Raw genomic sequence first — 25,217 nt, forward strand, 5'->3', positions numbered from 1 at the left:
TCACGACCTCGTTTCGGCCAGCAGTTCGGTGAAGTCCTTGGCTGGGTGGCCAGTGAGTCTGGGCACCGTATCGGTGACGACGTCCAGCTCGCCGGTGGCCATCGCCTGGTAGGAGGTCACCCAGCCCGCCACCTCCCACTCCTGCGCGCCGTATTCGGCACGGCTCGCATACGCCTCGTCGAGGGTTTCGGGGTGGTAGCGGACGGTGCGGCCGGTGGCGTCGCTGATCATGGCGGCCGCTTCGGTCAGCGTGATTGCCCGGGGGCCGGTCACGTCGTAGGTGTGGCCGTCGTGCTCGGCACCGGTGAGGACGGCGACCGCGACATCGGCGACATCGGCGCGAGCGACGGCACCGATTCGCCCGTCACCGGCAGGACCTCGGATGACGCCGTCCTCGCCGGCCAGCAGCGGCAGCATGTCCTGATAGAAGTTGTCACGCAGGAAGGTGAACTCGAGGCCGCAGGAACGGATTTCCTGCTCGGTCCACCAGTGATCGCGTCCGAAGGTGAAAGTGCAGTCGGGCGCGGCGCCGACGAAAGAGACGTAGACGATGCGGCGCACGCCCGCCGCGACAGCGGCACCCACGACCGCACGCTGCTGATCGGCGCGATCGCGCGTTTCGGTGGCCGAGACGAACAAGAAGGTGCCGACGCCGTCGAGCGCGGTGCGCACGCTCGCGGGATCGGCGTAATCCGCGACGGCGAAATGCGCGCCGGGAAGCCGGGGAGCCCGTGCGGCATCGCGACCCATCAACCGCTGCTCGACGCCCGCGGAAGCCAGCCTGCGGGCCACCCGGCCGCCGATCGCCCCGGTCGCCCCACTGACTGCGATCAGCTCGCTCATCGCTCGATCGTATGGGCGTGGGACACAAGACGGCCGCACATTCCTACGCGGGCGCGTCGGTGGTGTGCACTCCGTGACGGACATACAGCCGACTTCAATCGACTGTTGACCATGACGCAGGGTCAACGTCTCAGCATGGGCGGTATGACGACGAAGACCGATCAGTTCAGAGTCCACCATGACGGAGTCACGATTCCGGTGTCCCGACGCGGCCGTGGACGACCGCTGGTCCTGTGCCCCGGGCTCCTGACGACACAGGCCGATCTGCGCGAACTCACACACCTGTTACGGCGCGACTTCGACGTCATAACTTTCGACCTGCGAGGCCATGGTCTTTCGACGGGGACCGCGCAGTACTCCTTCACGGCGTTCCGCAGCGATTTCGTCGCCGTGATGGCGGAGCTTCGACGCCGCGGCCTGCCCTCGGCTCCGGTGCTCGTCGGCCACTCGCTTGGTGCGGATGTGATCGTGCATTATGCCGCCGAACATCCCGACGCTGGTACCGAACTCGTACTCGTCGACGGCGCGAACCCCTTGCCCGAACCGTTCCTCACCGAGGCCGATCTGCCGTGGTTCCGGGGCCTGTGGGAGGAACTCGTGAGTGGTCATGAGGCCTACCGAGGTACTGCGCGTCAAATGTTGCTCACCGTGGAACAGATTCTCGATCTCAACGTCGAGTTGGACCGGATCCGATCCGGAATCCTCGATCAGTACCAGAACATCGACAGTCCCATCCGCATGATCATGTCGGCCTCGATGGCAGGCAGCAGCGAGGAAGAGCGCGCCGGCCGGTACAACCGGAACTGGCGGGCAGGCATCGAGCGCCTGGTCCGCGAGCGACCGAATATCGCCACGTCCTGGCTCGACGCCGACCACGGACTTGTCCTCACGCATGCCCCGCACATCGCCGGAATCATTCGCGAGCGACGACACCCGGCCTGTTGAGGGGTTCGTCCGCGGCCCCGAAGTCCGGGAGACTTGTCTGATGCTGACCATCGGCGAGCTGGCATCGTACGCCGGAGTAACGGTGCGGGCGGTGCGGCACTATCACGCACAAGGGCTATTGCCGGAGCCAGAGCGAGACCACTCCGGCTATCGCAGGTACACCGCTGACGCCCTGGTCGAGTTGATCAAGATCCGAAGCCTCGGCAAGGCCGGGATCCCGCTGGCCCGCGTGCGAGAACTGCTGCAGGCCGACGAGAACGAATTTGCCGCGGCGGTCGCAGACATCGACAAGCGGCTTCAGGACGAGATCCGCGAGCGGCAGCGCCACCGCGAGCAGATCGCCCGTCTCGCCGCCGGGGACAACCTGGCACTGCCTCCGGAAATAGTCGAGTTTCTCGACCGGCTGCGGGCACTCGGAATCGACGAGCGGATAGTCGAGCTCGAACGCGACGGCTGGATCCCGCTCGTCGTGCACGCTCCCGACCACATCCCGGAATGGATGGCACGCAAGCGGAAACAACTCGACGACCCGCAGCTCATCGACTTCTATCGCGTCCTCGGCAAGGCGCTCGACCGCGCCGACGACCGGGAACTCATCGAACTCGCCGACACGATGACCGCCTACATCACCCGGATAGCCGATGAGCACGGCGAGGAGTACATCGGCGGCGGCATCGAGTCAACGTTGGTCGAGCTGTTGGACACGCTGGCATTCGACACCTGGCCACCGGCCCGTCAGCTGATCGAACTGTTGGCCCAGCGAGGTTGGACCGGCTGGACCACGCTCGCGCGCGTTGATCCGGCGCGCGATGGCGCACTGGGCCACAAGCTCGACCACTACTGCCGGTAGGTCGCCAGGAAGCGCCCGATCCGTTCGATGATGGCCTCGAGGTCGTCGGCATGCGGCAGGGTGACGATGCGGAAGTGGTCGGGGCGAGGCCAATTGAAGCCGGTGCCCTGCACGATGTGCAGCTTCTCCTGCAACAGCAGATCCAGGACGAACTTCTCGTCGTCGACGATCGGATACATGTCGAGGTCGATTTTGGGAAACGCGTAGAGCGCGCCCTTGGGTTTCACACAGGAGATTCCGGGGATCGCGTTGAGCGCTTCCCACGCGCGGTCGCGCTGCTCACGCAAGCGTCCGCCGGGCAGAGTGAGGTCGTAGATACTCTGATGCCCACCGAGGGCGGCCTGAATCACCTGCTGGCCGGGGACATTCGCGCACAGGCGAAGACCGGCGAGCATCGTCAAGCCCTCGAGGTAGTTCGCGGCGTGCTGGGTCGGCCCCGACACCACCATCCATCCGGAGCGGAAACCCGCACAGCGATAGCCTTTGGACAGTCCCGAGAACGTCAGGCACAGCAGGTCGGGCGCGAGTGCGGCAGTCGCGGTGTGGGTGCCACCGTCGTAGTAGATCTTGTCGTAGATCTCGTCGGAGAACACCATCAGGTTGTGGCGGCGGGCCACTTCGAGGATGTCGCGCAGCACATCCTGCGAATACACCGCGCCGGTGGGGTTGTTCGGATTGATGATGACGATCGCGCGGGTACGTTCGGTGATCTTCGACTCGATATCGGCGACATCGGGGAACCAGTCGGCGGATTCATCGCAGAGGTAGTGCACCGCCCGGCCGCCGTTGAGGGCTGTCGCGGCGGTCCACAGCGGGAAATCCGGTGCGGGAACGAGTACTTCGTCGCCGTTTTCCAGCAACGCGGTCATGGCCATCATGATCAGTTCGGAGACGCCGTTGCCGAGGAACACCTCCTCGACGTCGATATCGGGCAGGCCGAGGGTCTGGTAGTACTGCACCACCGCGCGGCGCGCCGACAGCAGACCCTTCGAGCTGGAGTAACCGCTCGAATTCGGCAGCGTCCGAACGATGTCCTGCAGGATTTCTTCGGGTGCCTCGAAGCCGAACGGCAGCGGGTTGCCGGTGTTGAGCTTCACCACGTGATGCCCTTCGGCTTCCAGTCGCGCGGCGTGCTCGGCTACCGGGCCGCGAATCTCGTACGACACTCCCGACAACTTGCTCGACTGCTTGACCTGCATGGACGCCCTCTTCTCGGTGTGGATGGCGTTACTCTACTTGGAAAATCCAAGTTAGCACTTGGAATTTCCAAGCACGAGGATAGAGTGGCGGGGTGCCACGCCGAAATTACGACCACCACTGCGCGGTGAGCCGGGCCCTCGAGGTCGTCGGGGACCGTTGGGCGCTGCTGGTGGTCCGCGAACTCACCGCCGGGCCACGCCGCTACAGCGACCTGTTCGCCGACCTGCCAGGCATCAGCACCGATGTGCTGGCCGCACGGCTGAAGGACCTCGAGCGAGAGGGGATTCTCACCCGTCGCCGAGTGGGTCCGCGCGCGACGACGGCCCTGTACGAACTCACCGCTGCCGGTATTGGGTTGCGGCCCGTGTTGGAAGCGCTGTCGGTATGGGGCACCCCGCTCCTGGGCGAGCGCCGCACCACCGACGCCGTCCGCGCGCATTGGTTCGCACTACCACTCGGACGCGCCGTCGCGGCAGTGGTTCCAGCCGGAACGGTGACGGTGCACATCGGCGAGACGGTCTTCCACTACGTCATCACCGAGGCAGGACTCACCCACCACGATGGCGCGGCCGCCGAACCGGATCTCGAAGTACGACTCGACCTGGATGTCGCGACCGACATCGCCAGGGGCTCACGGGCGTTGCCGGAGGTGCTCGCAGGCAGCCGGACCAGCTAGCCCTGCGGTCTCCGCACAACGGTCACCAGCTCACTACGTTCGTCAGTCGCCGCACGGTGGTGCCGAGTCGGCGCCGATCGGCAACTGTGCGAGTTCGCCGTCGGTATATCCACGGTTGTTGATCGCGCACAGACCCGCGAACATGCTCGCCCTGGCGAGGTTGATGCGCAGTGTGCCGTTGCGGTACAGGACGTGCAGGACGTCGTTCGCGACGGTGGCGCTGTACGACCCGTCGGGCAGCTTCAGCGTCGTGATCCGGCCGCGCACTGGGTCCCAGATTTCGACATCGTCCGGAGACTCCTTCTCCTGCGACACCCACAGACCGCCGTCGGTCACCCCCACGACATCGATCGGACTCGGCATCGGCTGCGTCGGGCGGGTGATCGTTCCGTCCTCGGCGTTCCACATCTCGGTGGCGCCTTTGCGTGCGAGGTAGACGACGGGTTCGGCGGAGTCGATATACATGCCCTTCATCTGTGAGACCCGCTCGAAGTCGAGCACTCGGATGCGACGGCGCTCGTTCGTATTCCACACCGACAGTCCCTGGCGGGAACCGATCAGGATCTCGCCGGGACGGTCCAGTTCCACGATCCCGCCGTCGCTGCTCAACCGCTCGAGTTCCACCTGGTCACGCCACAGCCGCAACGGGTCGGCGACGCGCTGCCCATCCGTGATGCGCCAGCGTGTCAGGGTCCCGCCGTAGAGGGCGGCGACCTCATCGCTGCCGAGAAACGTCGCCGCCCCGCGCCATCCGGTCGGATCACCGAGCTCCGGTGGTGTCGGCAGCGCGATCCGGTGGACGACTTCCAGTGTTGCGGCGGCGAAGATCACCAGCTCCGGGCGGTTGCCGATGGCGATGAGATAGCGGCCGTCCGGTGTGAATCTCAGCGTAGGGCGGTCCCCGAGATGGACCTCGTTCGGCGCCGGGACCAGCAGGGTGTGCGCTAGTCGGCGCTGCACCGCACCCACGCCGGCAATCTCCAACCGGCCGGCCCCCGACGCGTTGTCGACGCTGTAGGTGGCCACGGACTCGGCGTCATCCGACCACGCCGTCACCGCGGGCTCGCCATCGAACACGCTGGTGTCCGCGACGGTCGCCGCAGGCGCGTACCGAGCAAGACCGCCGTTGGTGAGCATGCTCAGGACCGGTCCACGGTCTGTCGCGGTGACGATCAGCGCGCCGTAGCCGACACTGCGCGCCAGGCCGATTCGATAGGTGGCACCAGTGGCCAGGCTCGACAGGGTGCCGATGTGGGCCGTATCGCTGTCGCGGCCGTCGGCGGTGAACACGAACTGGTCGGCCATATCTGTCACAGGACTGGCACACGTCTCGCGGCCCATCCGGAATCGGAACCGTTCCGCGCCGGTGTCCGCGTCGAGTACGGCCAGTTCCGCTGTTGGCTGATCCGGCGGCGACGGCAGACAGTGCAGGATGTGGTCCCGGGTGGCGGTACCGTCCGGCAGGGCTGTGATGACGGTTCCGGTTCGGATATCCCGCACCACATTACGGAACTGGGTACCGTCGAACTCGGAGAACCGGATTCGAGTACCGTCAGCGCGGATATCCACCGGATACTGGTCGAGCGCGCCGGCCGGGAGCGAGTTCAGCCGGACTGGCCGGCGCCCTGAGGTGTCGTATATTTCGAGGACATCCGGAGGCGAGGCATTCAACCCGTCCCTGGCGGGATCCCACGAGAGCGCGAACAGCCCGCCGTCCTCGGAGAACCTTCCGGTCAACGCACCCTCCGGCGCCTGCTGCGCGGCAGCGCCGCGAATGGTCACCGGCCCGCTGCGGGCGTGCACGTCCCACATCGATACCTCGCCGCTCTTCGTGAACAACGCGACCTTGCGGCCGTCGGGCGACAGGTCCAGACCGACGACAGGCTCGGGCGCAGGTACACGCCACACTCGCGGGGTGCGCCCCCGGAGTCCGCTCACCACTGTGGCCGCACCGGTCGCATCGACGACCGCGAACACCGAACCATCCCTGCTGGCGACGCCTTTGCCCTCACCGGGCGGCATACCGGGAGTGAAGTCGCTGATCGTCCCCAGACCGGCCTGATGGAACAGCAGCGCGGCCTCCACCTCAGGATTGCCCGGGGCATGCCGGTGCGCGGCCTGTGCGAACTGCAAGGCGGTCAACGGTTCGGTGTCGGCCAGCCGGATCGACTCCTTGGCGAGGCTGATACCCGCCGCCAGCCGCAGCTGCGCCGCCCGCTGCTGACTACTCCGGTAGGCCACGACAGCGGTGGACGCGGCGATCACCACCAGTGCCGTGAGGACGGCGGTGACGGCCCGCCAGCGATGAACCTCCCTGCGGCGCACCTGCCGGCTCGCCTCGATGTACTCCTGATGCGGTCGCGGAATGTCGGCCGCGCGGACGGCCAGCCAATCCTCGGCCACCGACAGCGCGCCGCCGCGCAGCAGTGCTCCGCTATCACGCTGTGCCGCCGCCCAACTGCGCCGACTATGGTCCAGAGTCTGTAGCCACGACCGAAATTCCCGATCGTATTCCAGCCGCTCGCGCAGTCTCGGCCAATTGTCGATCAGAGCCTGATGGGCGAGTTCTACCAACTCGGCACCGTCGGACCGGCGACCGATCACGACCAGCCGATCGCGGGCGAGATACCCTGCGGCACTGCGTAACTCCGCGACGTCGGCCAGCAACACCGCCGATCGCACGAAACCGGCTCCGGCGGCGCTCGGCACCGCGAGCGTCAGCAGTAACCGCCACGCGGCTGCCGCCGAGCCGGGGTCGGCGAACTGTGCGAGTGCCCGTTCGGCGCGGTGGGCGATCGATGCACCGACGCCGCCGCAACGGTGATAGTCGGCCAGGGTCAGCCTGCCACTGCGGCGCTGATCCCAGAGCTGGCTGAGCATCGATTCCAGCAGCGGCAATCCACCCGGCTCATGGACCGTATCGTCGACGAGCCGCTCGACCAGATCGGCATCGACGACGACACCGGGAGAATGCGTTACCGGACCTCGGATCACCTGGCGCAGCTGTTCGCGGCCCATCGCGGCCAGCGAGACCGTCGACCCGTCGAACCTGTGTGTCATTTCGTCGTCGATGACATCACCGATGGCTTCCCAGCACAGGGTCGTCACCACCCGAATCCGCGGTTCGGCCTGGACGAGTCCGAAGATCCAGCGCAAGGTGGCTCTGGCGCGGGCCGGATCCGCCGTGACCAGATCCTCCAGCTGGTCGAGGAAGATCAGCAAGTCGGCGCCCGCGACCTGTTCTGACAGTCGCGCCGCGCAGTCACCGGGGGCGAGGTGCTCGGCCTGAGCGAGCCCTGCCATGAAATCGGACAGGGCCGGCGGATCGCCCGTGTGCACCGACGGCGATACAGCCGAATCGCCCACGAGACGAACGGTCGCGACGACCGTGCCCGTGCGCCGCATTCGAGGTAGCACGCCCGCGCTCAGCAATGACGACTTCCCGGTCCCCGATCGGCCGGTGACCGCAACGAAGCTCCGCTGCTCCAGCACTGCGAGCACGCGTTCGATATCGGCGTCGCGCCCGTAGAACAGGTGTGCGTCGGACTCTTCGAATCGTTCCAGGCCGCGATAGGGGTTCGGCAGCATCGCGGGGTCCAGTCCGAGCACCTCGTCGATCGGGATCATGAACGCGGTGCGGGTATATCTGCGCGCATCCGCCGCCACCGCCATACCGACCACGGAACCCGAACTCACGTCCCACACCGCGGCCCCGCTGAACCCCGGTGTGATCGGCTGCCCGCCCGCCGCCGCCTGCAATTGCAGCCAGCCTGCTCCCTGCGGTGCGCGGAACTCACCCCCGACCCACATGCCGCCGTCCATTTCGACCGGAAATCCGAGCATCCGGAACTCGCGGCCCCACGGCTGCGACGCCACCCAGAACGGCGGTCCGGCAAGGGGTTCGGCCACACCCTCGACGATCTCGAGCACCGCGATGTCGCCACGACCGCCGGGCGAAATCGGTCCCCACCGGCGCACCCTGGCCATGGCGCGTCCGCTACGGACGTCCAGTGGGAAGTCGATCGACACCGGCAGCTGCGGCGGCCGTGGATCCGCCGGGTCGGCGCCGACGGCGTCGGCGACTACGTGCGCGCAGGTCGCGATCGAATTCGGGCCGATGACAAAGCCGGCGCCTGCCACCGCTCCAGAATTCGCGAAAATCCGCACCGACGCCGAATCGAGCCGCGGGCCAGTGGTATCCCCAGCCGCTCCCATCCTCGAACTCCTCACCGACTTCCGGCGCCCTTGGCAGTGATTGCCGGTCCCAGCCTATTTCCCCGCCAGCCCGAGCGCCGTGCGCGCCACCGTGACCGCCTGATCCCTGGCGTCGCTGTAGGACAGCGCCTCGCCGGTCCAGGTCACTTCGACGGTCACATCGCCGGCCAGAACCGCGACCGTGGCTCCGGGGTTGCTGTACAGGTGCGACGGCGCAACAGCTGCCTGTTCTCCCAGACCGGTCATATTCTCCGGACCCGCACCGCGCTTCGGGTCGGCCATCATTTTCGTCGCCGTCTCATGGTGGGTGCGGGCATTGTCGGCGGACTGAGATCCGGCAACACCGTAGCTGGCGTGCGCCCGCACATCGACGGTGACGAATCTGGTGTCGCTCGACCAGTTACAGGATTGCGTGACGGGGGTGTCGGTCGGATCCGTGACCGGTCCCATGGGTCCGAGCTGGTCGCGGTCCGGCATCTGGGTAGCCAGAGTGCGGCACAAGCCACTGAGGTCCTTGGTCGACGCCGCCGCGGCCGGGCCGGGCATCGTACGGTCGACGTAGGTGCCGAGCACCCGCTGAATTTCGGCGAGGCCGGGCTCGGTATACAGGTTCGCACCGGCGGGTAGGAACACGAAATAGGGGCACGCCCCCTCGATGTTGCTGGAGCCGCGCAGCCGCGCGGTGCCCACCTCGGCCCCGGTACGCGCCTCGTACACGGTGGCGTCGTAGAGCCCGCGGTACAGCGTAAGGGGCCCGTTGTCGAAATCGCACTGTCCCACTCGCTCTTCGCCGCGCGCCGATCCCAGGCAGACGATCAGCTGATACCGCTCGGCGTCGACACCCATCCACTGCCGAGGCCGATCTATATCCCGCTGTATGCCGTCGACCGGGTCGACGTTTCCCATCGCGTCGGTCCGGAACACAGCGATCGGATGCGGGCCGGGACCGGCATACGCGTCGGCCCGCGTGAAATAGCTACGTTGGTCGGCGCATCCGTCAGCCAGGTCACGGTCACTCTGCAACGCGTCGCTCGACGCTATCGGTGCTGGTTCTCGGACCAGGCCACCGACCGCCGCTCCGCTGCCGACGATGAGTCCAACCACCGCCGCCATCGATAGGACTGCTGGGATGAGGAATCCGACAGCGGCACGTCTACGCAGCAGCGGTTTCCCCGGCATCATCGGTTGCCCCGGCATACCCGGAATCGGCGGTGGAAGCTTGGCGATGCCCCGATAGGTCAGCAGGTTGATCAGCATGGTCACCACGTTGATGAACATCGAGAACGGGCTCCACCAGCCGAGCCACACGTTCTCCAGCGTCATCCGCCGGTACGTCGCGAGGCCGCAGTCGCGGCAGAAGGGACCTGAACTGCGCAGAAACGACATCCAGAGCACCAGACCGCGGTGTCCGTAGACGGTAACCGCAGCGGCAGGTGTCCCGCCACAATGGGCGCAGTACAACGGGCGCCGTGGCGCAGACGCGATGGGCGGTCGGGCCGGGCCGCGCGTGTCGACAGGAGGCTGCGGTATCCGAGGTCCCGCGGTGCGCAACGCCGCCGCGACCGGCTCGTGTGGCTCGACGCCGCTCACCCCGCGCTGTTCCATCGCACCCCACTCCCGTAGACCCGTTCATAACAGCAGAAACTTCCGATTTCAGCTTTGGCGACGATCACCACATATGGGAGAACGGTCGGTGGTCCCGAAAGGTTGGGGGACTTCGCGTTCTGACCCGACGATCATGGTGATGCGATACCGACGCCCGCGCCCCCGACAACGAAATGTCGAGGCTTCCACGCTGGATCCTTGTGATCTGACCCAGTCGGGATCCGCCTCTTCTGCCCGCGCTTCCAACAAAGGCCGGATTCGCGGCTATCTCGACCGCACTCCCCTACCGTCCCAACTACAGGCACGGCGGGTATTCGGAGGTGTCCGGTGAGCATCGATTCCGCGCGAGGTCGGGTCCGGCTGCGGGCGATGAGCGTGCTGGTGCCCTTGTCCGTGATCGCCGCGCTGTGCACCGCATGGGAACCGGCGTCCGTCTCCGGTGCACCCGATGGCGGGACGGCGGTGCCGATTCCCTCCGGGGCGCAGCACGCGCCCGACGGGTCCCGGATCGTCAGCGTGACCGAAGGCGCCGATCGGATGCTGGACCTGAGAGTCCACTCCACCGCGATGGCCACCGAGATCACTGTGAAAGTGCTTCCCGCGCCCGATACTTCGAAGCCCGCGCCGGTGCTGTACCTCCTGAACGGGGCCGACGGTGGCGCCGACCGGAATTGGACCAACGCGACCGATATCGTCGACTTCTTCGCCGACCAGCAGCTCACCCTCGTCGTCCCGATGGGCGGCCGCGGCAGCTATTTCACCGACTGGCGTACCGATGATCCGGTGCTGGGCAAACAACGGTGGACCACTTTCCTCACCGAAGAACTGCCGCCGATCATCGACAGCGCCTTCGACGGCACCGGAAAGAACGCCATCGCGGGGATTTCCATGGCGGGTACTGCGGTGTTCCAGCTGGCATTGGCCGCACCCGAGTTGTACCGCGCGATCGGCTCCTACAGCGGCTGCGTACAAACCAGCGATCTGAGCGGCCGAGCCCTGATCACCGCGGTGGTCGCCGCCAACGGCGGCAACCCGGCGAACATGTGGGGCGCGAGCCGCGAGGTGTGGGCCGCGAAAGATCCCGACCTCCATGCCGCCGACCTGCGCGGCACCGCCATCTACGTCTCCACCGGCACCGGCCTGCCCGGCTCCCTCGACAACCTCCCCAACGCAGGCGGCCCCCTGAATCTCGCCTACCAACTCCTGTTCGGCGCCCCACTCGAACAGGTCACCAACCTCTGCACCCACCAACTCCGCGATCGCCTCCGCGACCTCGACATCCCCGCCACCTTCGACTTCCGCGACACCGGAACCCACTCCTGGGGGTACTGGGAGCAGGACCTGCATCGCTCTTGGGAACTGTTCCGCACGGCGTTGGCGGAGTGATTGCTTCCGCTGCCTTTCCAGCGGAAGCAACCATCGAACGCCTACGCGGTGGTTCCCGCCGATCCGGAATTAAGCAGTCCAAGCAGATCGATGAGCAGGAACTTCACCAGCGGATTGGTGCATCCCTGCGCACCGCAGCCGACATCGGCCGAACCGAGCATCGGCCCGTCCACGAATGCCTGCTGCGGGGCAGCGGACGCGGTCGCCGCGGTGGCGAACTGGGCTGCGGGCAAGAGCGCGGCGGTGACGGCTACGGCGGCGAGAGTGCGTTTCATCTGATCCTCCAGGTTGCATCGGTTCCCCGACCACGTCGAACGCTGTGAACGGTAGGGGTGCGGCCGCGCGGGCGAAAGACCCCAAGTGGTGGGGCCCCGCCGCTGGTGTCCCGGCCGCCGTGCGCGGGACCGAGTGGGGTAAGCGGCGGCGGCCTGCTGATCTAATGGTCGGGCTGGAGGGAGACAGAGTGTCGGATAACGACAGCGAAGGTAGCGCGGACCGTCCGTCACGGGCGGTGAGTGCGTGGACCACCGGGCTGGTCTGCGTGTCCATCGTGGCCTGCGGGGTGATCGTCGGTGGGCTGCTGCACGAGCCCGAACCGGAGTTGACCACCGCACCGCCCACGACGACCAGGGCTGTGCCCCTGGAACCGGAGGAGCACACCTATCTCACGCCGTCGGTGACCTATCCGACGCAGATCCCTGGATGCGACACCGTCGATCCGCCCGCCGACGGCGAGTTGTTCGGATGGGCGGCGGTCGACGAGTTCGGCTACGACAACCCGGGCTATCCCTGGTTCTCCGGCCCCAAGGCCGTCGCCATGTCGGCCGCTGTGCACGATGCGCTCCCCAGTGGGGTTGTTCTCGACTTCGCCCCCATCGACGACTCCCTGTTCTTCCAGCCGATCCTCGGCGACCCCGAAACAACGGAGTTCGACAATTTCACCAACGCGCGTGCGTCACTGCGCAGAGGTGAACACGCGGGCTCGTTGTCGGTGTCGGTGCGGCCCTCCGATGAGCCGATACCGCCGTGCGTCGCAGGCCAACTCGAGGAGCGTCGCCACCTCGCAGACACAACGGTGGTCGACACCCAGGATTCCTGGTCGGAGACCGACGGTGTCCGCACCCTGTCCCGCAGCGCCACCGCATATCTTCCGGACGGAAGTGTGGTGACCGCGAACGCCACCGACGCACCCGACGGAAACGATCCCACCGGCACCGTGCCGCTGACGATCGATGAACTCGTCACGTTAGTGACCGTGCCAGGCGTGCGCGTCACCGCTGCCGTGCCGCCCGGAACACCGCAGCCGCCGGAGCCTTGCTATTTCGTAGCAGACCGGACCCCGCAGATCGATGAGGCGACTGCGCGGCGCCTGGGTGCGGTGCTGTCGGAGATCCCGATGGAGGGCTTGGTGCTGGACCGGCCACTCGGTCAGCTGCTGCCCGGCTCACTCGGCGGACTGTGCCAGAAAGTCCGGGTCACCGCCGACGGACAGCAGACGCTGCTGAGTATCTCGATCGACGCCGATCAACCGCTGCCGACCGAGCCTGCGCGGCCGTTCGACCACGACGACCTGGTCAGCGATCGACGGCTGGCGGACGGATCGGTTGTCGAGCTCCGCGAATCGCGCTTCGGCTCTTCCGACGGCACCGGGCCGATGACACAGCACACCGATCGCACGATCACGGTGACTCGCCCGAACGGCACCAAGATCGAGGTGTCTTCCACTGCGGACTCGCCCACCGAACCCCTGTCCACCACGCAACTCGAAGCGATCGCGTTGGCTCCCGGACTGGAGGTTCAGCGATGACACCGGGAGTACGCAACCTGGTGCTCGCTGCCGTGGCCGCGCTCGTCACGGGTGCGGGCGCTGTGGCTGTGTTGACACAGCCGGATGACCCCGCCCGCAAGATCACCGGCACCAACGATGCCGCACCGGGTCTGGCCTGGTCGGTCGACGCGGCCGCGACATACGGCGGGGCGTTCGCGGAGTTCCGGGACCCCGCCAACGGCACCGAATACGACGTCGGGGGTGCCGGTTTCATCGAGGCCGGCGACACGCTCATCACCGTGATCGGGATAGCGGACAGCGACATGTCGCTGCGCGAACCGCGCATGTACGGGTTCGACGCCGAGACGGGCGAGAAGCGTTGGCAGGCACCGGCTGCCGAGCTGGGTGGTTGCGCGGACTCCCCGGTCGACGGCACGCTCATCTGCTACACCTCGGTGGCAGCCGAAAATCCCGCCCTCATCGGATACGACATCGACACCGGCGCGATCACCCGCACACCCTCCGACTGGATGGTGTTCGCCATCGCCGCGGCCGACGATCGGCTCTACGTCGCAGAAGGCGATGTCGAATCCGATGACGTCCGAGTGCATTCGGGGACTCTCGCCGATCCCGAGGCCCACTGGTCCAGGTCGTTCGCCATGGGCACGGCATGGGAAAGCCTGTCCCCCGATGCGCTCGACGTTTCGCATGGACAGGGCATATTCGCCCTGGGTGCGGACCTGGCCGGCTTCGACCTGGTCACCGGTGAGCCGACCTGGACCGGCGAACTGGACGGATGTTCCCGCACCACAGCAACATCCGAAGCCCTGGTACTTCGCGTCAATACCGACTGTGACGGCTACCGGGTCACCAGCACCGACATCCGGGACCGCACCGGCCGCACCCTCGCCACCACGAATCAACCGGGTGTGCACGACCTGGTGTTGGACGAACCAGCCGACGATTCCATTCCCGTCCTCATGGCCGATACCGCCTACGACCGCCGCGACGGCACCGTCCGCTGGTCCAGCCCCGATCTCGTCTACACCTCCCCCGATACGGGCGAGGGACCGAACACCCGCGGCGCGGCGACCGCAATCCTCGGCGACATCGCTCTACTTCAGGACTACACCGCCCACACGATGTCCGGCCTGGATTTGCGCACCGGCCAACGTCTCTGGCGCCTCGAATCCGACGGATTCGCCACCATCTCTGCCTGGGACACCAACGTCGCCGTCCTCACCGACCCCACCGGTCTGCGAGCAATCGACCCCCGAACCGGCGAAACCGTCTGGACCACACCGTTCCGCGCCATCAACGCCGATTCCGACGCGCTGACCAACAACGGGGAACTCCTTGCCAGATCCCCAGGCCATTTCGTCTTCTGCGCCCCACGAACGATGATCGCGTTGCGTCCTCTCGATTGAGGAGCATTCATGGCTCATTGCCGGTATTCGCTTCGGTTCGAACGACCTACCGACCACGCATGGCCCTCGCACAGGCCGGACTAAGCTCGAGTTCAGCATGATTCGATGCGGCCGCGACAGTCGGAGCTTTCGTGTGATCGTGCTGAACACAACGGCATCCATCGTGAAGGAGGCGTAGCCACGATGAAGTCTGCGACCTTGCCCGTACCCGGCGCCACCCTGCACTACGAGGTGCGCGGCAGCGGCCCGCTACTGCTGATGATCCCCGGTGGAGGTGGCGATGCCGGGGTATTCGACGAGATGGCCGAGGTTCTCGCGCGCCGGTGCACAATGGTCGCGTTCGATCCGCGCGGCTACTCCCGGAGCCCGCAGGACGGCGAACCGCAGGATCGGCAGGTGGCGGTGCAGGCCGACGACGCCTACCGCCTCCTCACGCACGTGACAGATGAACCCGCCTACGTTTTCGGCACCAGCGCGGGCGCCGTCGTCTGCCTCGAACTACTTGCCCGGTACCCGGACTCGGTACGCACACTCCTCGCCCACGAACCACCCTGTTTCGAGGTTCTCGCGGACGCAGCCACGCATCGCACGATGATCGGCGAGGTCCGGTCACTGTTCCGCACCGACGGCGTCGGCCCGGCGATGGCCCGATTCGTGATCGGCATCGGCGGCACGCTGACACCCCCTCCTGATTTCTCGGAACTGCCGCCGCACATTCGGGAGCTGCGAGCCCGACTGGCCGAAAACATGCCGGCCATGGTGGAACACGAGTTGAAAGCAATCACCTCCTACCAGCCCGATTTCGCGGCACTGGCGGCATCAGCGGACCGCCTCACTCTTGCGGTGGGCCGCGACAGCGGTAGCGCTTTGTCCGCCCGGCCTGCCGCCGCAATCGCCGACCGGCTCGGTCTCGAGGTCGCCGAGTTCCCGGGCGATCACAATGGGATCCGTACCGAGGCGAACAGTTTCGCCGAACAGCTGATCGAGGCCTTCATGTCGAGGTGCTGATCACCGTCGCGTCACCGTCACCTGCACGGTGTCCTGCCCGGGAACGACAGCGAGTTCGAGAAGTCTGGCATCGGGTTCGGACATGACCTCGGCGCCCTGAACCGCGACCTGGTAGCCGCTGGGATAGCTACTCTGCGGCATACGGCGGGAACTTGTAGACCATGTTCACCCCGTGCAAGGTGACGACCCGGCCTTGTCCATCGATGAGCCACCGGCCCACGTGACCCAGCTCCGTAGCCGCCGGCGCAGCAGCAGCCGGCGCGGTCAGGCCGAGCAGCAATACGACCAATCCGAGACAGCGCACCGCCGAGGACATGATGGTCATCGCGCACACCTTTCGACGAGTAGGCGCCGACGGCACCCCTATGGCGCCGACCAGCGAGAACGCTTCGAACGCCGCGGCCCCAACCGGCCGATGCGGCAGGGTCCGGACCTGGTGCAATAGAGCAATCCGAACAGGACGATGGACGAGAGTACCGCTGATACGGAAACGCTATAGCGCTTTGGCTGTATTCGTTCACGACTCTGCGCGGCGGGCCCGGGCGCCGCCCGATTCAGCCCGAGGCCTCGGACAGACGCCGCATCCTGGCGTTGAGGTAGCGCTGTTCGGGCAGGCTGGTCGTCAGCCGGGCGGCCACGGCGTAGCTCGCCACTGCTTCGGTGCGGTCACCGGCCATCTCCAGTAGGTGGGCGCGGACAGCGTGGGTGCGGTGGTGGCGGCGCATGGTCGGGTCGTCGAGCAATGGACCGACCAGCGCCAAGCCCTGTTCCGGGCCGAAGGCCATGGCGAGGGCTACGGCTCGGTTGAGGGTCACGGCCGGGCCTGGGGCGACTCTGTCCAGCATCGCGTAGAGGACGCAGATCTGGGGCCAGTCGGTGCGTCCCCAGGTCGGCGCCTCGGCGTGGACGGCGGCGATGGCGGCCTGGAGTTGATAGCGCCCGACATGACCGCGGGGTAGCACCGTTTCGAGGATGTGGACGCCTTCGGCGATCAGCTCGCCATCCCAACGGGTGCGGTCCTGTTCGGCCAGCGGAACGAGATCGCCGTGATCACTGCGGGTGGCGGCGCGGGCTTGGGTGAGCAGCATGAGGGCGAGCGCGCCGGCGACCTCGTCGTGGTCGGGGACGAGACGGTGCAGTTGCCGGGTCAGCCGAATGGCTTCGCCTGCCAGGCCCGGATCGAGTAGTGCCGTGCCGCCGGTCCGGGTGTGGCCCTCGGTGAACATGAGATGGCAGACGTCGAGTACCGCGGCGACCCGGGCCGGAAGTTCGGCGGCCGCAGGGAGTTCGAAAGTCGCCCCCGCTGTACGTAATCCGGTTCGAGCGCGGGTGAGTCGTTGCGCCATCGTAGGTTCGGGCACCAGGTAGGCGGCCGCGATCTGAGCCGTGGACAGGCCCGCGACAGCGTGCAGAGTGAGCGCGACCTGAGAAGGGCGGCTCAGGCTGGGATGGCAGCAGAGCAGGAACAGGCGCAAGGTGTCGTCTCCCGCGGCGGGTGGGTCCGCGTCCGCCGCGGGGACGAGGGCATCATCGGCGGGGCGGGCGTGCGCGACCGTCTCCTCCCGCTCGACGCGGGCCCGGTCGGCGCGCTGCCGGTCGATCAGCCGCCGCGACGCCACGCGGATCAGCCAGCCGCGGGGATTGTCCGGAACACCGTCGCGCGCCCACTGCACCGCCGCGGCCTCGGCGGCTTCCTGCGCGGCGTCCTCACAATCGCCGAGGTCGCCGTGGCGCCGGAGCAGGGCGGTGAGGACGTGCGACGCCTCCCGGCGCCACACCTGCCCCACCGCCGCCGCATTCACTGGTCGTCGCCGGCGGGCCACATGGTGGGGCGCAGTTCGACCGTTTCCCCCGGGCCGGCGAATTGCGTCGCGATCTCCTCGGCACGTTCCCGGCTCTCGACATCGATCAAGAAGAAGCCGGCCAGATGTTCCTTCGACTCCGAATACGGCCCGTCGGTGGACAGTGGTTTGCCATCGTCCCAGCGGTAGAGCCGGGAGGACTCCGGCGCACCGAGCGCTTCACCACCCACCAGTTCGCCGTTGTCTCGCATCTCGGTGAGCAGCCGCTCGAAATCGGCGTTGATCCGCTCTTGTTGCTCGGCGGGCAGGGCCTGGACTTCGGCCAGGAAGTCGCCGGTCGGATGACCCCACGGCTGGGGGTTCGAGTGAATCAGGATCACGTACTTCATGGTTAGGCTCCTCGGTCTGGTTCAGCGACGGACCGGTCTGGTCCATCCTCACCCGGAACGTCGGAGCAGCGCAGGCGCGAATCGACATCGCGTCCGGAAATTTCTCACCGCCGCCGCCCACTGTGATCGGGATCACTCGCTCTCACATTGCTAGATACCCCTAGGGGGTATAGGTTTCTTATCAGAAGAACAGCAGCCAACACAGGCGACGAGCGACAAGGACCACGACGATGAGCGCCAACCTCCACACCAACCACTCCACCTCTTCCGGCCAGGGCGTTCACACCCACGCGGTCGACGCAGGCGCTCACGGCGGCTCGGCGCACAGCGCGCACGCCGGCCACGACGCGGCCGCCGGATCCTCGACATCGGTCGATCACTCCGCCCACGCCAACCACGGTGGACACGGCGGTTCGACTGCCGATCACGCATCCCATGGCGGGCACGGCGGTTCGGCGCACGCCGATCACGCAAGCCACGGCGCTTCGACGGCTGCCGACCATTCGGCCCACGGCAACCATGCGGATCACGCCGCCCACGCCGGACACGGCGACCACTCAGCCCACGGCGGTTCCGAATTCCCCGGTGGCCTCCTGATCACCCAGGACGGCTACACCCTCGAACTCGCCGACACGATCATTGCGCCGGGCGAAGTCGATTTCCGGTTCCAGATCGTCGGCCCGGACGGCTTGGCGGTCACCGAATACACCCCCATCCACGACAAGGAACTGCACCTGATCGTGGTTCCGCGTGAGCTGACCGGGTTCTGGCATGTCCACCCGGAGCGGGCGGCGGACGGCACCTGGTCGGTGCGGCTGAATCTGCCGGAGGCGGGCGGCTACCGCGTGTTCACCGACATCGCGCCGAGCGACCTCGGCAAGACCATCACCCTCGGCGCAGACCTGGCAGTGGCGGGCGACTACGCGCCGCGGCCTGCGCCGGAGCCGGCCCGGACGTTCCAGGTCGACGGCTACGAGGTCGAGTTGGCCGGCGAACTCAGCACGGGCGCGGGGAGCTTGCTCACCCTGACTGTCCGCAAGGATGGCGCACCGGTCACCGATCTGCAGCCGTATCTGGCGGCATTCGGCCACCTCGTGATCATCCGCGGCGGCGACCTCGCCTACGTCCACGTCCACCCGAACGGCGAACCGGGCGACGGCATCACCGCCCCCGGCCCGGACATCTCGTTCCACACCGCCGTCCCGGGACCGGGAACCTACCGGCTGTTCCTCGACTTCAAGCACGGTGACACCGTCCGCACCGCGGCCTTCACCCTGCGCACCGGGCAGGTGAACCACTGACCGATCCGAGCGGCTGTCGTCTGCCGCCGGTCACCGGATCGAACAGGGCGCTCGGACTACCCGAGCGCCCTGTTCGCACGAATTCTCCTGCCCTACTTCTCTTTCCGAGCATCAATCGATCCCTCGGGATCGGCCGCCAGCTCCTCCCAGAAGTCCACGTAAGCCTGCTCGTGCCCGATCCCCAATTGCAGGATTCGAGCCCGCGACACGGCACGAACATCGCCGCCGCTCCTGTCGATGCCGTCATATAGCTCGCGATAGCGGTCGAGCCAGCGCCGATGTTCGGCAGCTTGGTTACGCGCCAAAGCCACGACGTCGCCCGGGTCGCCGAGATCGACGAAGAAGAGTTTGAGCTGCGCCGGGTCTCTCGTCTCCGCCGGCGGGCTGCCCGGATCAGCGAGCCACTCCTGCAAACACTCCCGGCCCGCGTCGGTCAGATGGAATACCCGCCGCCTGCGGCCAACTTCCTCCGCCTCTTCGCGCAGCAGCCCCTGCTCGGCCAGCCGCACCGGAATCCGATACAGCTGGGCGTGCGGGATGGGCCAGAAATAGTCGATGCTCTCCTCGATCTTGGCCTTCAGGTCGTACGGGGTGAGCGGACCGTGCCGGGCGATCAACCCGAGCACGATGTGGTCCTGCGCGCCGAGTCCCGCCATTCGCTCTCCTACCACCGCCGATTGACAGCATCTCAATGAGACTATACGTTCATGCCATTGCGACCGTATCAATGAGATGATTGGACCGAACGATGCGTGCAGCCGGTATCGAACTCTTCGACAAGTGGACGTCCATGTGGAACGGCGAGCTCGACCTGGTCGACGAGATCATGGCGCGGGAATTCACCCTCCGCTACGCTCAACCCGGCGCGAGCGACTACGACGATATCCACGGCCGCCCGGCTTTCGCCGCCCAGATCGCCCGTTTCCGGAAGCAGCGACCCGACCTGCGCTTCACCCCGCAAGGCACCGCCGTGGTCGAGCTGGACGCCGCGGGCACCGGACTGATCGCCTGCCCGTACGGCGCGCAATTCACCGGCCCGCATAGCGCCGTGATCGACGTGAGCGGCAACGACATCCTCCGAGTGACCAGCGGTTTCATCACCGAGGTGTGGTCGGTATCGGGCGGCGTGGGTGGTCGCAGCTTCTATGCGCGAAACGGGCACCAGCCCACGAACGAAACCGCAGGTTCAGCATCGCAGCCATGACACCCGGACAACGGCCCGACGCAGGGCCGGCGGGAAATGGTCAGCGCTGCTTGCTGGTTCGGGCGCGGCGGCGGGCAGCCTGCATCTCGGCGAGTTCCTTTTCGAGTTCTTCGGCGATACGGAACTGGCCGGTGTCGTAGATGCTGGTGGCGTGGACGACCTCGTGCAGGGCGGGCTCGCCGTCGGCGGTCGCCTTGCCCTTGGCCTTGCGGCCGCGAGTCGAGCCCATTTTAACGGTGTCCGCCGGGGCTGCAGCGCTGAACGCCGGGGCAGGCTCGGGCCGATCGATACTCACGGTCTGCGCCTCGCGGTCGGCAGTCTTCGACGCGACAGGGCGAGCGGCGGCCGACGCCGTCGAGGTCTGAGGGTCAGAGACCGACGCCTTGGCCGCCACGGTCGTGGCAGCGGTCTCCGACGACTTGACGACCGGCTGCTGAGCGGGTTTCGCGGCACCGTTCGAGGAGTTCGCCGCAGTCGCCGCACCCGTGCCGCTGTTGGCGGACGAGCCATTCACCTTCACCGACTCGGTGGCCGCGGTGCGCGTGCCGTTGGTGCCTGCGCTGTCCGACACGCTGCCGTTGGACCCGGCGCGCACGGTCGGCGAGGCCACAGGACGCTCGACAACAGACGTCACATCACCAGAACCGAAGAACACATCGTCGTCGAACGAAATCGGAACCTTCGGCGTGGACGGCTTGCCCGAGGCACGGAACGCGGCACGCGGTGCGGCGGGCTCGGGCTGCTGCTCGAGCACCTCGGTCTCGGCTTCGAACTCGAACACCTCGTCCTCGACCGGCTCTGCCACGAACTCCGGCTCCGAAACCGCTTCCCGCACCACGACATCCGGCTCCGCGGTGACCGGCTGCTGGAGCGCGTAATCCGGTGAGCTGAGCCGGAAACTCGAGATGCTCGGCATCCGGTTGCGGATCTGCTCAGCCGGATCGGGCAGTTCCTTGACCTGCTCGGTCGCGCGCGCGATGGCAAGGCCGTACCGGGCGCTGACCGCGTCGTGGATGAGTAGCGCGACACCGATCATCACCGGCGCGACCGCGTGCACGGCCGCGTCGTACCAGGCCGCGTCGCGCACATACGGGTAGGTATTGAGGCTGACCGTCAGTGCCAGCAGGGCCATTTCGGCGGCGGCGACCTTCTGCCGGTTGTCGACCACACCCCATTCGGACACCTTGTTGGTGCCGATCATGATGATGATGAGGCAGACGCTGATCATCGCCTCGATCAGATAGCTGAACCAGAACAGCGGGTCGCCCGGACCGCCGGGGGCGATGTTCTGCTGCACGTTGACCGCCGACCACAGCATTCCCGCGCCGACCACACCGGCCAGCGCCCGCAGCGACCACGCGCGGTGCCGGTAGAGCGAGGCCAGTTTGGCGTGCGGGCTGGATTCGCGCTGCTGGTTGGCGATTGCCTTGCGGGCGAGCAATAGATCTCGAATGTCGGCCTTCTCGATTTCCTCGGTGGTCTGCCTGGCACGATCGGACGCGGAGGCCGCCGCCTGGGCCTGCTTCCAGCGTTGTGCCCGGTCCTGGACGCGAATGCGCTCGGCGAGTTCACGTTCGGCGTACAGCTCGTCTTCCGAGAGCGCGTCGGTGAGCGCCGGATCGAACTGATACGCCAGTCGGCCGCGGGCCTTCTCGACCCGCCGCGCCAGCTGTGAGACCTCGTCCTCGATGGGGTGCTCGATGGTCACATCGACTCCCGGCGGCACAGATCGGATGGCGGGCAGACGATCACACGTGGCAGTGGCACATCACATTCATAGTCGATGCACCGTTGTCGGCGAAACCATCGATTCCCCACAGGCGGCGCGCACCACGGCGGCCGAACCCGGTGACGGCCGACACACCGGTTGACTGTATAGTTTGCCAACGCAACTAGTTGCTGTTGCTAAACAATTCTGCTGGGGCGCACAGCCTGTTCACGCGCCGCCCATCCGGTCGACGGCAGCGCCGCGGTGCGCGCCCCAGCCACGGCTACCAGATCAGAATCAGGGCTCACATGACCACATCGACCTCCCGGGCGGACGCGGGGCCCCCGGAGACCGAAGAGAGCACCACCCTGTCACATCGGCAGGTGCTGACGATTCTCTCCGGCCTGCTGCTCGGCATGTTCCTGGCCGCACTGGACCAGAACATCGTGAGCGTCGCGATCGTCAAGATCGCCAACAGCCTGCACGGCTTCGACGAACAGGCATGGGCGACCACCGCCTATCTGATCACCGCGACCATCACCACACCGCTCTACGGCAAGCTCGCCGACATCTACGGTCGCAAACCGTTCTATCTCATCGCGATCGGGCTGTTCGTCATCGGTTCGGTGGCCTGCACGTTCGCCACCTCGATGTATCAGCTCGCGGCGTTTCGCGCGTTCCAGGGGCTGGGCGCGGGCGGTCTGATGTCGCTGGCGTTCACGATCATCGGCGATATCGTTCCGGCCCGCGAACGCGTCCGCTACCAGGGCTATTTCATGATCGTCTTCGGTGGCGCGACGGTGCTGGGCCCGGTGCTCGGCGGTTTCTTCTCCGATTACGACATTCTCGGTGGTATCGAGGGCTGGCGCTGGGTGTTCCTGGTGAACGTACCGGTCGGTGTGCTCGCGATGATCGTGGTCGCGAAAGTGCTCAACGTTCCGCATCAACGGCAGAACCACCGCATCGACTGGTTGGGCGCGCTGGCCCTGGCCGTCTGTGTGGTACCGCTGCTGATCGTGGCCGAACAGGGCAGGCATTGGGGCTGGGATTCGACCAAGGCGCTGGCCTGCTACGGCATCGGCGTGGCGGGGCTGCTGCTGTTCGTGCTGATCGAGTTCCTGATGAAGGACGCGGCGCTGATCCCGCTGCGGCTGTTCAAGAACTCGACGTTCAGCGTCACCATCGCGGGCGGCTTCATCGTCGGTGTGGCGATGTTCGGCGCGATCACCATGGTGCCGCAGTACTTCCAGGTGGTGCGCGGATACTCGCCGACCAAGGCCGGTCTGCTGATGTTGCCACTGGTACTCGGCATCATGATCGGCTCCGGGGTGGCGGGGCAGATCACCAAACGCACCGGGCGATACAAGATCCTGCCGGTGGCGGGCACGTTCATCATCGCGGTTGGCGCCGTGCTGTACGCACAGGTCCACTACGACAGCGTGCTGTGGCAGCCGCTGGTCTACGGCGGTGTCATCGGGCTGGGGCTCGGCTGCTGCATGCAGACACTGATCATCGCCGCGCAGAATGCGGGTCCGCGCTCGGATATGGGCGTGTCCACCGCGTCGGCGACGTTCTTTCGGCAGATGGGCGGCACCCTCGGTGTCGCGATCTTCTTGACCATCCTGTTCAACCTGCTGCCGCGCAAGATCACCGAGGCGTTCGGCGGGCAGCTGCCGCCGGGATTCGATTCTGCTGCCCTCGGCAATCTGCAGAGCAATACCAGCGGGATCGCGGCGCTGCCGCCGGAAGTACGGGAACCGATTCTCACCGGTTTCACCGACTCCATGCAGGGCGTGTTCTATGCCGCCGCCGCAGTGGCGCTGCTGGCCTGTGTGGTGTTGATGTTCATGAAGGAGATCCCGCTCCAGGATGCGCCGGTGCCCGCCACTCAGCCGGAGCCCGAGCCCGCCGAACACGTGGCCGTCGTCGAGGAAGACGCCGCATCCTCATGGGACGAGGACCAGGTGTGGGAGGGCGCGGCGCAGGCGCTGTCGGAGCCGGAACCGGTGCTTGCCGCCGCGGCGGCGCGTCATGCCAAGGCCAACGGCCACGCCGGGCTCGACAGCACCGTGACGGCCGCGATCGGCTCCGGGAGCGGATACGGCGACGATGCCTCGATCACCGGACGGGTGCACCGTGACGACGGGCATCCGGTCCCCGACGCGGCACTGACGCTGATCGATCCGCGGGGCCGCCAAGCAGCGCGGGCCACCGGCGACGCGCACGGCGAATTCGCGTTCGGGACCGCCGACGCGGGCAGTTATGTGCTGATCGCATCGGCGAGCGGACATCAGCCCACGGCCGTCAATGTGACAGTCGGGTCGCAGCCGCAACGTCTGGATCTCACGCTGCTCGGTTCCGGACGGCTGTCCGGGGTGGTGCGTTCGGCGGGTAGCGGTGATCCGCTGGCCGGGGCGACGGTGACGCTGACCGATCAACGCGGCGAAGTCGTCGCGGCAGCCGTGACCGGCGAGGACGGCACCTACGTGTGCGAGGGCGTCGTCGCGGGCTCGTACACCCTGGTGGCGGTGGCCGACCATATGCGGCCCGATGCGATCACCCTGTCGGTGCCCGACACCGGCGTGCTGCGCCACGACGTCGAGCTGACGCCGATGGCGGTGCTGGTCGGTACGGCCGTGACCGAGGATGGGCGGACCATCTCCGACGCCCAGATCACCGTGCTCGACGAGACCGGCGAACTGACCGCCACCGCACGCACCGACGAGAGCGGTCGCTATATCGTGCCGGACCTGCCCGTCGGCCGGTACACGATCGTGGCGCGAGGATATCCGGCGGTCACCGGTCAGGTGCTGGTGTCCGGCGGGGAGGTCGCCCACGACGTGCAGCTGGGGTACGACACCGAGAGCTGAGGTGTGGTGCCGGCGCCGGG

21 protein-coding genes are annotated in these 25,217 nt (G+C 67.0%); 10 read left to right on the forward strand and 11 right to left on the reverse strand.

What is annotated here, in order from left to right; genetic code table 11:
• Positions 1 to 843 carry an NAD(P)H-binding protein gene (locus ACFXNW_RS24060; RefSeq protein ID WP_379420022.1) on the reverse strand — a complete coding sequence of 281 codons (843 nt, stop codon included), beginning with the start codon at positions 841 to 843 and terminating at the stop codon, positions 1 to 3.
• Between the two features lie 144 nt (positions 844 to 987).
• Here ACFXNW_RS24060 and ACFXNW_RS24065 point away from each other — a divergent pair, with 144 nt between their 5' ends.
• Together ACFXNW_RS24065 and ACFXNW_RS24070 are read left to right on the forward strand one after the other, a co-directional pair.
• Positions 988 to 1,788 carry an alpha/beta fold hydrolase gene (locus tag ACFXNW_RS24065; protein WP_379420023.1) on the forward strand — a complete coding sequence of 267 codons (801 nt, stop codon included), beginning with the start codon at positions 988 to 990 and terminating at the stop codon, positions 1,786 to 1,788.
• A 40-nt stretch (positions 1,789 to 1,828) separates the two neighbouring features.
• On the forward strand, positions 1,829 to 2,638 hold the full coding sequence (locus tag ACFXNW_RS24070; RefSeq protein WP_379420024.1) for a MerR family transcriptional regulator: 810 nt from the start codon (positions 1,829 to 1,831) through the stop codon (positions 2,636 to 2,638).
• Here ACFXNW_RS24070 and ACFXNW_RS24075 read toward each other — a convergent pair.
• Positions 2,626 to 3,837, reverse strand: coding sequence for a pyridoxal phosphate-dependent aminotransferase (locus tag ACFXNW_RS24075; RefSeq protein WP_379420025.1), 1,212 nt, complete (start codon positions 3,835 to 3,837; stop codon positions 2,626 to 2,628). The genes ACFXNW_RS24070 and ACFXNW_RS24075 overlap by 13 nt on opposite strands.
• Positions 3,838 to 3,929: 92 nt before the next feature.
• On the opposite strand from ACFXNW_RS24075, the gene ACFXNW_RS24080 reads away from it, so the two are divergent.
• Positions 3,930 to 4,514, forward strand: a complete 585-nt coding sequence (locus tag ACFXNW_RS24080; protein WP_379420026.1) for a winged helix-turn-helix transcriptional regulator — start codon at positions 3,930 to 3,932, stop codon at positions 4,512 to 4,514.
• 42 nt (positions 4,515 to 4,556) lie between these two features.
• Here ACFXNW_RS24080 and ACFXNW_RS24085 read toward each other — a convergent pair whose 3' ends face one another.
• Both ACFXNW_RS24085 and ACFXNW_RS24090 read right to left on the reverse strand, forming a co-directional pair.
• Positions 4,557 to 8,729: a trypsin-like peptidase domain-containing protein gene (locus ACFXNW_RS24085; RefSeq protein ID WP_379420027.1), complete on the reverse strand. Its 4,173-nt coding sequence runs from the start codon at positions 8,727 to 8,729 to the stop codon at positions 4,557 to 4,559.
• 54 nt (positions 8,730 to 8,783) lie between these two features.
• Positions 8,784 to 10,052, reverse strand: coding sequence for a hypothetical protein (locus ACFXNW_RS24090; RefSeq protein ID WP_379420028.1), 1,269 nt, complete (start codon positions 10,050 to 10,052; stop codon positions 8,784 to 8,786).
• A gap of 651 nt (positions 10,053 to 10,703) precedes the next feature.
• Between ACFXNW_RS24090 and ACFXNW_RS24095 the strand changes: the two genes are divergently transcribed.
• On the forward strand, positions 10,704 to 11,720 hold the full coding sequence (locus tag ACFXNW_RS24095; RefSeq protein ID WP_379420111.1) for an alpha/beta hydrolase: 1,017 nt from the start codon (positions 10,704 to 10,706) through the stop codon (positions 11,718 to 11,720).
• Between the two features lie 41 nt (positions 11,721 to 11,761).
• Here the strand turns inward: ACFXNW_RS24095 and ACFXNW_RS24100 are convergent, their stop codons facing one another.
• Positions 11,762 to 11,995: a hypothetical protein gene (locus ACFXNW_RS24100; protein WP_379420029.1), complete on the reverse strand. Its 234-nt coding sequence runs from the start codon at positions 11,993 to 11,995 to the stop codon at positions 11,762 to 11,764.
• Between the two features lie 188 nt (positions 11,996 to 12,183).
• Between ACFXNW_RS24100 and ACFXNW_RS24105 the strand changes: the two genes are divergently transcribed.
• From ACFXNW_RS24105 to ACFXNW_RS24115, 3 genes are all read left to right on the forward strand, one after another.
• Entirely contained in the window at positions 12,184 to 13,527 is a 1,344-nt protein-coding gene (locus ACFXNW_RS24105) for a hypothetical protein (protein WP_379420030.1), read from the forward strand.
• Positions 13,524 to 14,915: a PQQ-binding-like beta-propeller repeat protein gene (locus ACFXNW_RS24110; protein WP_379420031.1), complete on the forward strand. Its 1,392-nt coding sequence runs from the start codon at positions 13,524 to 13,526 to the stop codon at positions 14,913 to 14,915. The genes ACFXNW_RS24105 and ACFXNW_RS24110 overlap by 4 nt, the downstream gene beginning before the upstream one ends.
• 183 nt (positions 14,916 to 15,098) lie before the next feature.
• A complete protein-coding gene (locus ACFXNW_RS24115; protein WP_379420032.1) occupies positions 15,099 to 15,923 on the forward strand; it encodes an alpha/beta fold hydrolase in 825 nt (274 codons plus the stop codon).
• On the opposite strand, the gene ACFXNW_RS24120 is transcribed toward ACFXNW_RS24115, so the two are convergent.
• From ACFXNW_RS24120 to ACFXNW_RS24135, 4 genes are all read right to left on the reverse strand, one after another.
• Positions 15,924 to 16,064, reverse strand: a complete 141-nt coding sequence (locus ACFXNW_RS24120) for a hypothetical protein (RefSeq protein WP_379420033.1) — start codon at positions 16,062 to 16,064, stop codon at positions 15,924 to 15,926.
• Positions 16,051 to 16,248, reverse strand: coding sequence for a hypothetical protein (locus ACFXNW_RS24125; RefSeq protein WP_379420034.1), 198 nt, complete (start codon positions 16,246 to 16,248; stop codon positions 16,051 to 16,053). The genes ACFXNW_RS24120 and ACFXNW_RS24125 overlap by 14 nt, the downstream gene beginning before the upstream one ends.
• A gap of 229 nt (positions 16,249 to 16,477) precedes the next feature.
• Positions 16,478 to 17,710, reverse strand: a complete 1,233-nt coding sequence (locus ACFXNW_RS24130) for an RNA polymerase sigma factor (protein WP_379420035.1) — start codon at positions 17,708 to 17,710, stop codon at positions 16,478 to 16,480.
• 11 nt (positions 17,711 to 17,721) lie between these two features.
• Positions 17,722 to 18,114, reverse strand: coding sequence for a YciI family protein (locus tag ACFXNW_RS24135; protein WP_379420036.1), 393 nt, complete (start codon positions 18,112 to 18,114; stop codon positions 17,722 to 17,724).
• A 230-nt stretch (positions 18,115 to 18,344) separates the two neighbouring features.
• On the opposite strand from ACFXNW_RS24135, the gene ACFXNW_RS24140 reads away from it, so the two are divergent.
• Positions 18,345 to 19,415 (forward strand): hypothetical protein, encoded by a 1,071-nt coding sequence (locus tag ACFXNW_RS24140; RefSeq protein ID WP_379420037.1) that lies wholly within the window; start codon positions 18,345 to 18,347, stop codon positions 19,413 to 19,415.
• A 92-nt stretch (positions 19,416 to 19,507) separates the two neighbouring features.
• Here ACFXNW_RS24140 and ACFXNW_RS24145 read toward each other — a convergent pair whose 3' ends face one another.
• Positions 19,508 to 20,071, reverse strand: coding sequence for a PadR family transcriptional regulator (locus tag ACFXNW_RS24145; RefSeq protein WP_379420038.1), 564 nt, complete (start codon positions 20,069 to 20,071; stop codon positions 19,508 to 19,510).
• A 92-nt stretch (positions 20,072 to 20,163) separates the two neighbouring features.
• Between ACFXNW_RS24145 and ACFXNW_RS24150 the strand changes: the two genes are divergently transcribed.
• Positions 20,164 to 20,619 (forward strand): nuclear transport factor 2 family protein, encoded by a 456-nt coding sequence (locus tag ACFXNW_RS24150; protein WP_379420039.1) that lies wholly within the window; start codon positions 20,164 to 20,166, stop codon positions 20,617 to 20,619.
• Positions 20,620 to 20,659: 40 nt separating this feature from the next.
• Here the strand turns inward: ACFXNW_RS24150 and ACFXNW_RS24155 are convergent, their stop codons facing one another.
• A complete protein-coding gene (locus ACFXNW_RS24155) occupies positions 20,660 to 22,327 on the reverse strand; it encodes a hypothetical protein (RefSeq protein ID WP_379420040.1) in 1,668 nt (555 codons plus the stop codon).
• Positions 22,328 to 22,635: 308 nt separating this feature from the next.
• Here ACFXNW_RS24155 and ACFXNW_RS24160 point away from each other — a divergent pair, with 308 nt between their 5' ends.
• On the forward strand, positions 22,636 to 25,197 hold the full coding sequence (locus ACFXNW_RS24160) for an MFS transporter (protein ID WP_379420041.1): 2,562 nt from the start codon (positions 22,636 to 22,638) through the stop codon (positions 25,195 to 25,197).
• Positions 25,198 to 25,217: the final 20 nt, after the last annotated feature.

Source organism: Nocardia sp. NPDC059180 (assembly GCF_042754945.1).
Classification (GTDB): domain Bacteria; phylum Actinomycetota; class Actinomycetes; order Mycobacteriales; family Mycobacteriaceae; genus Nocardia.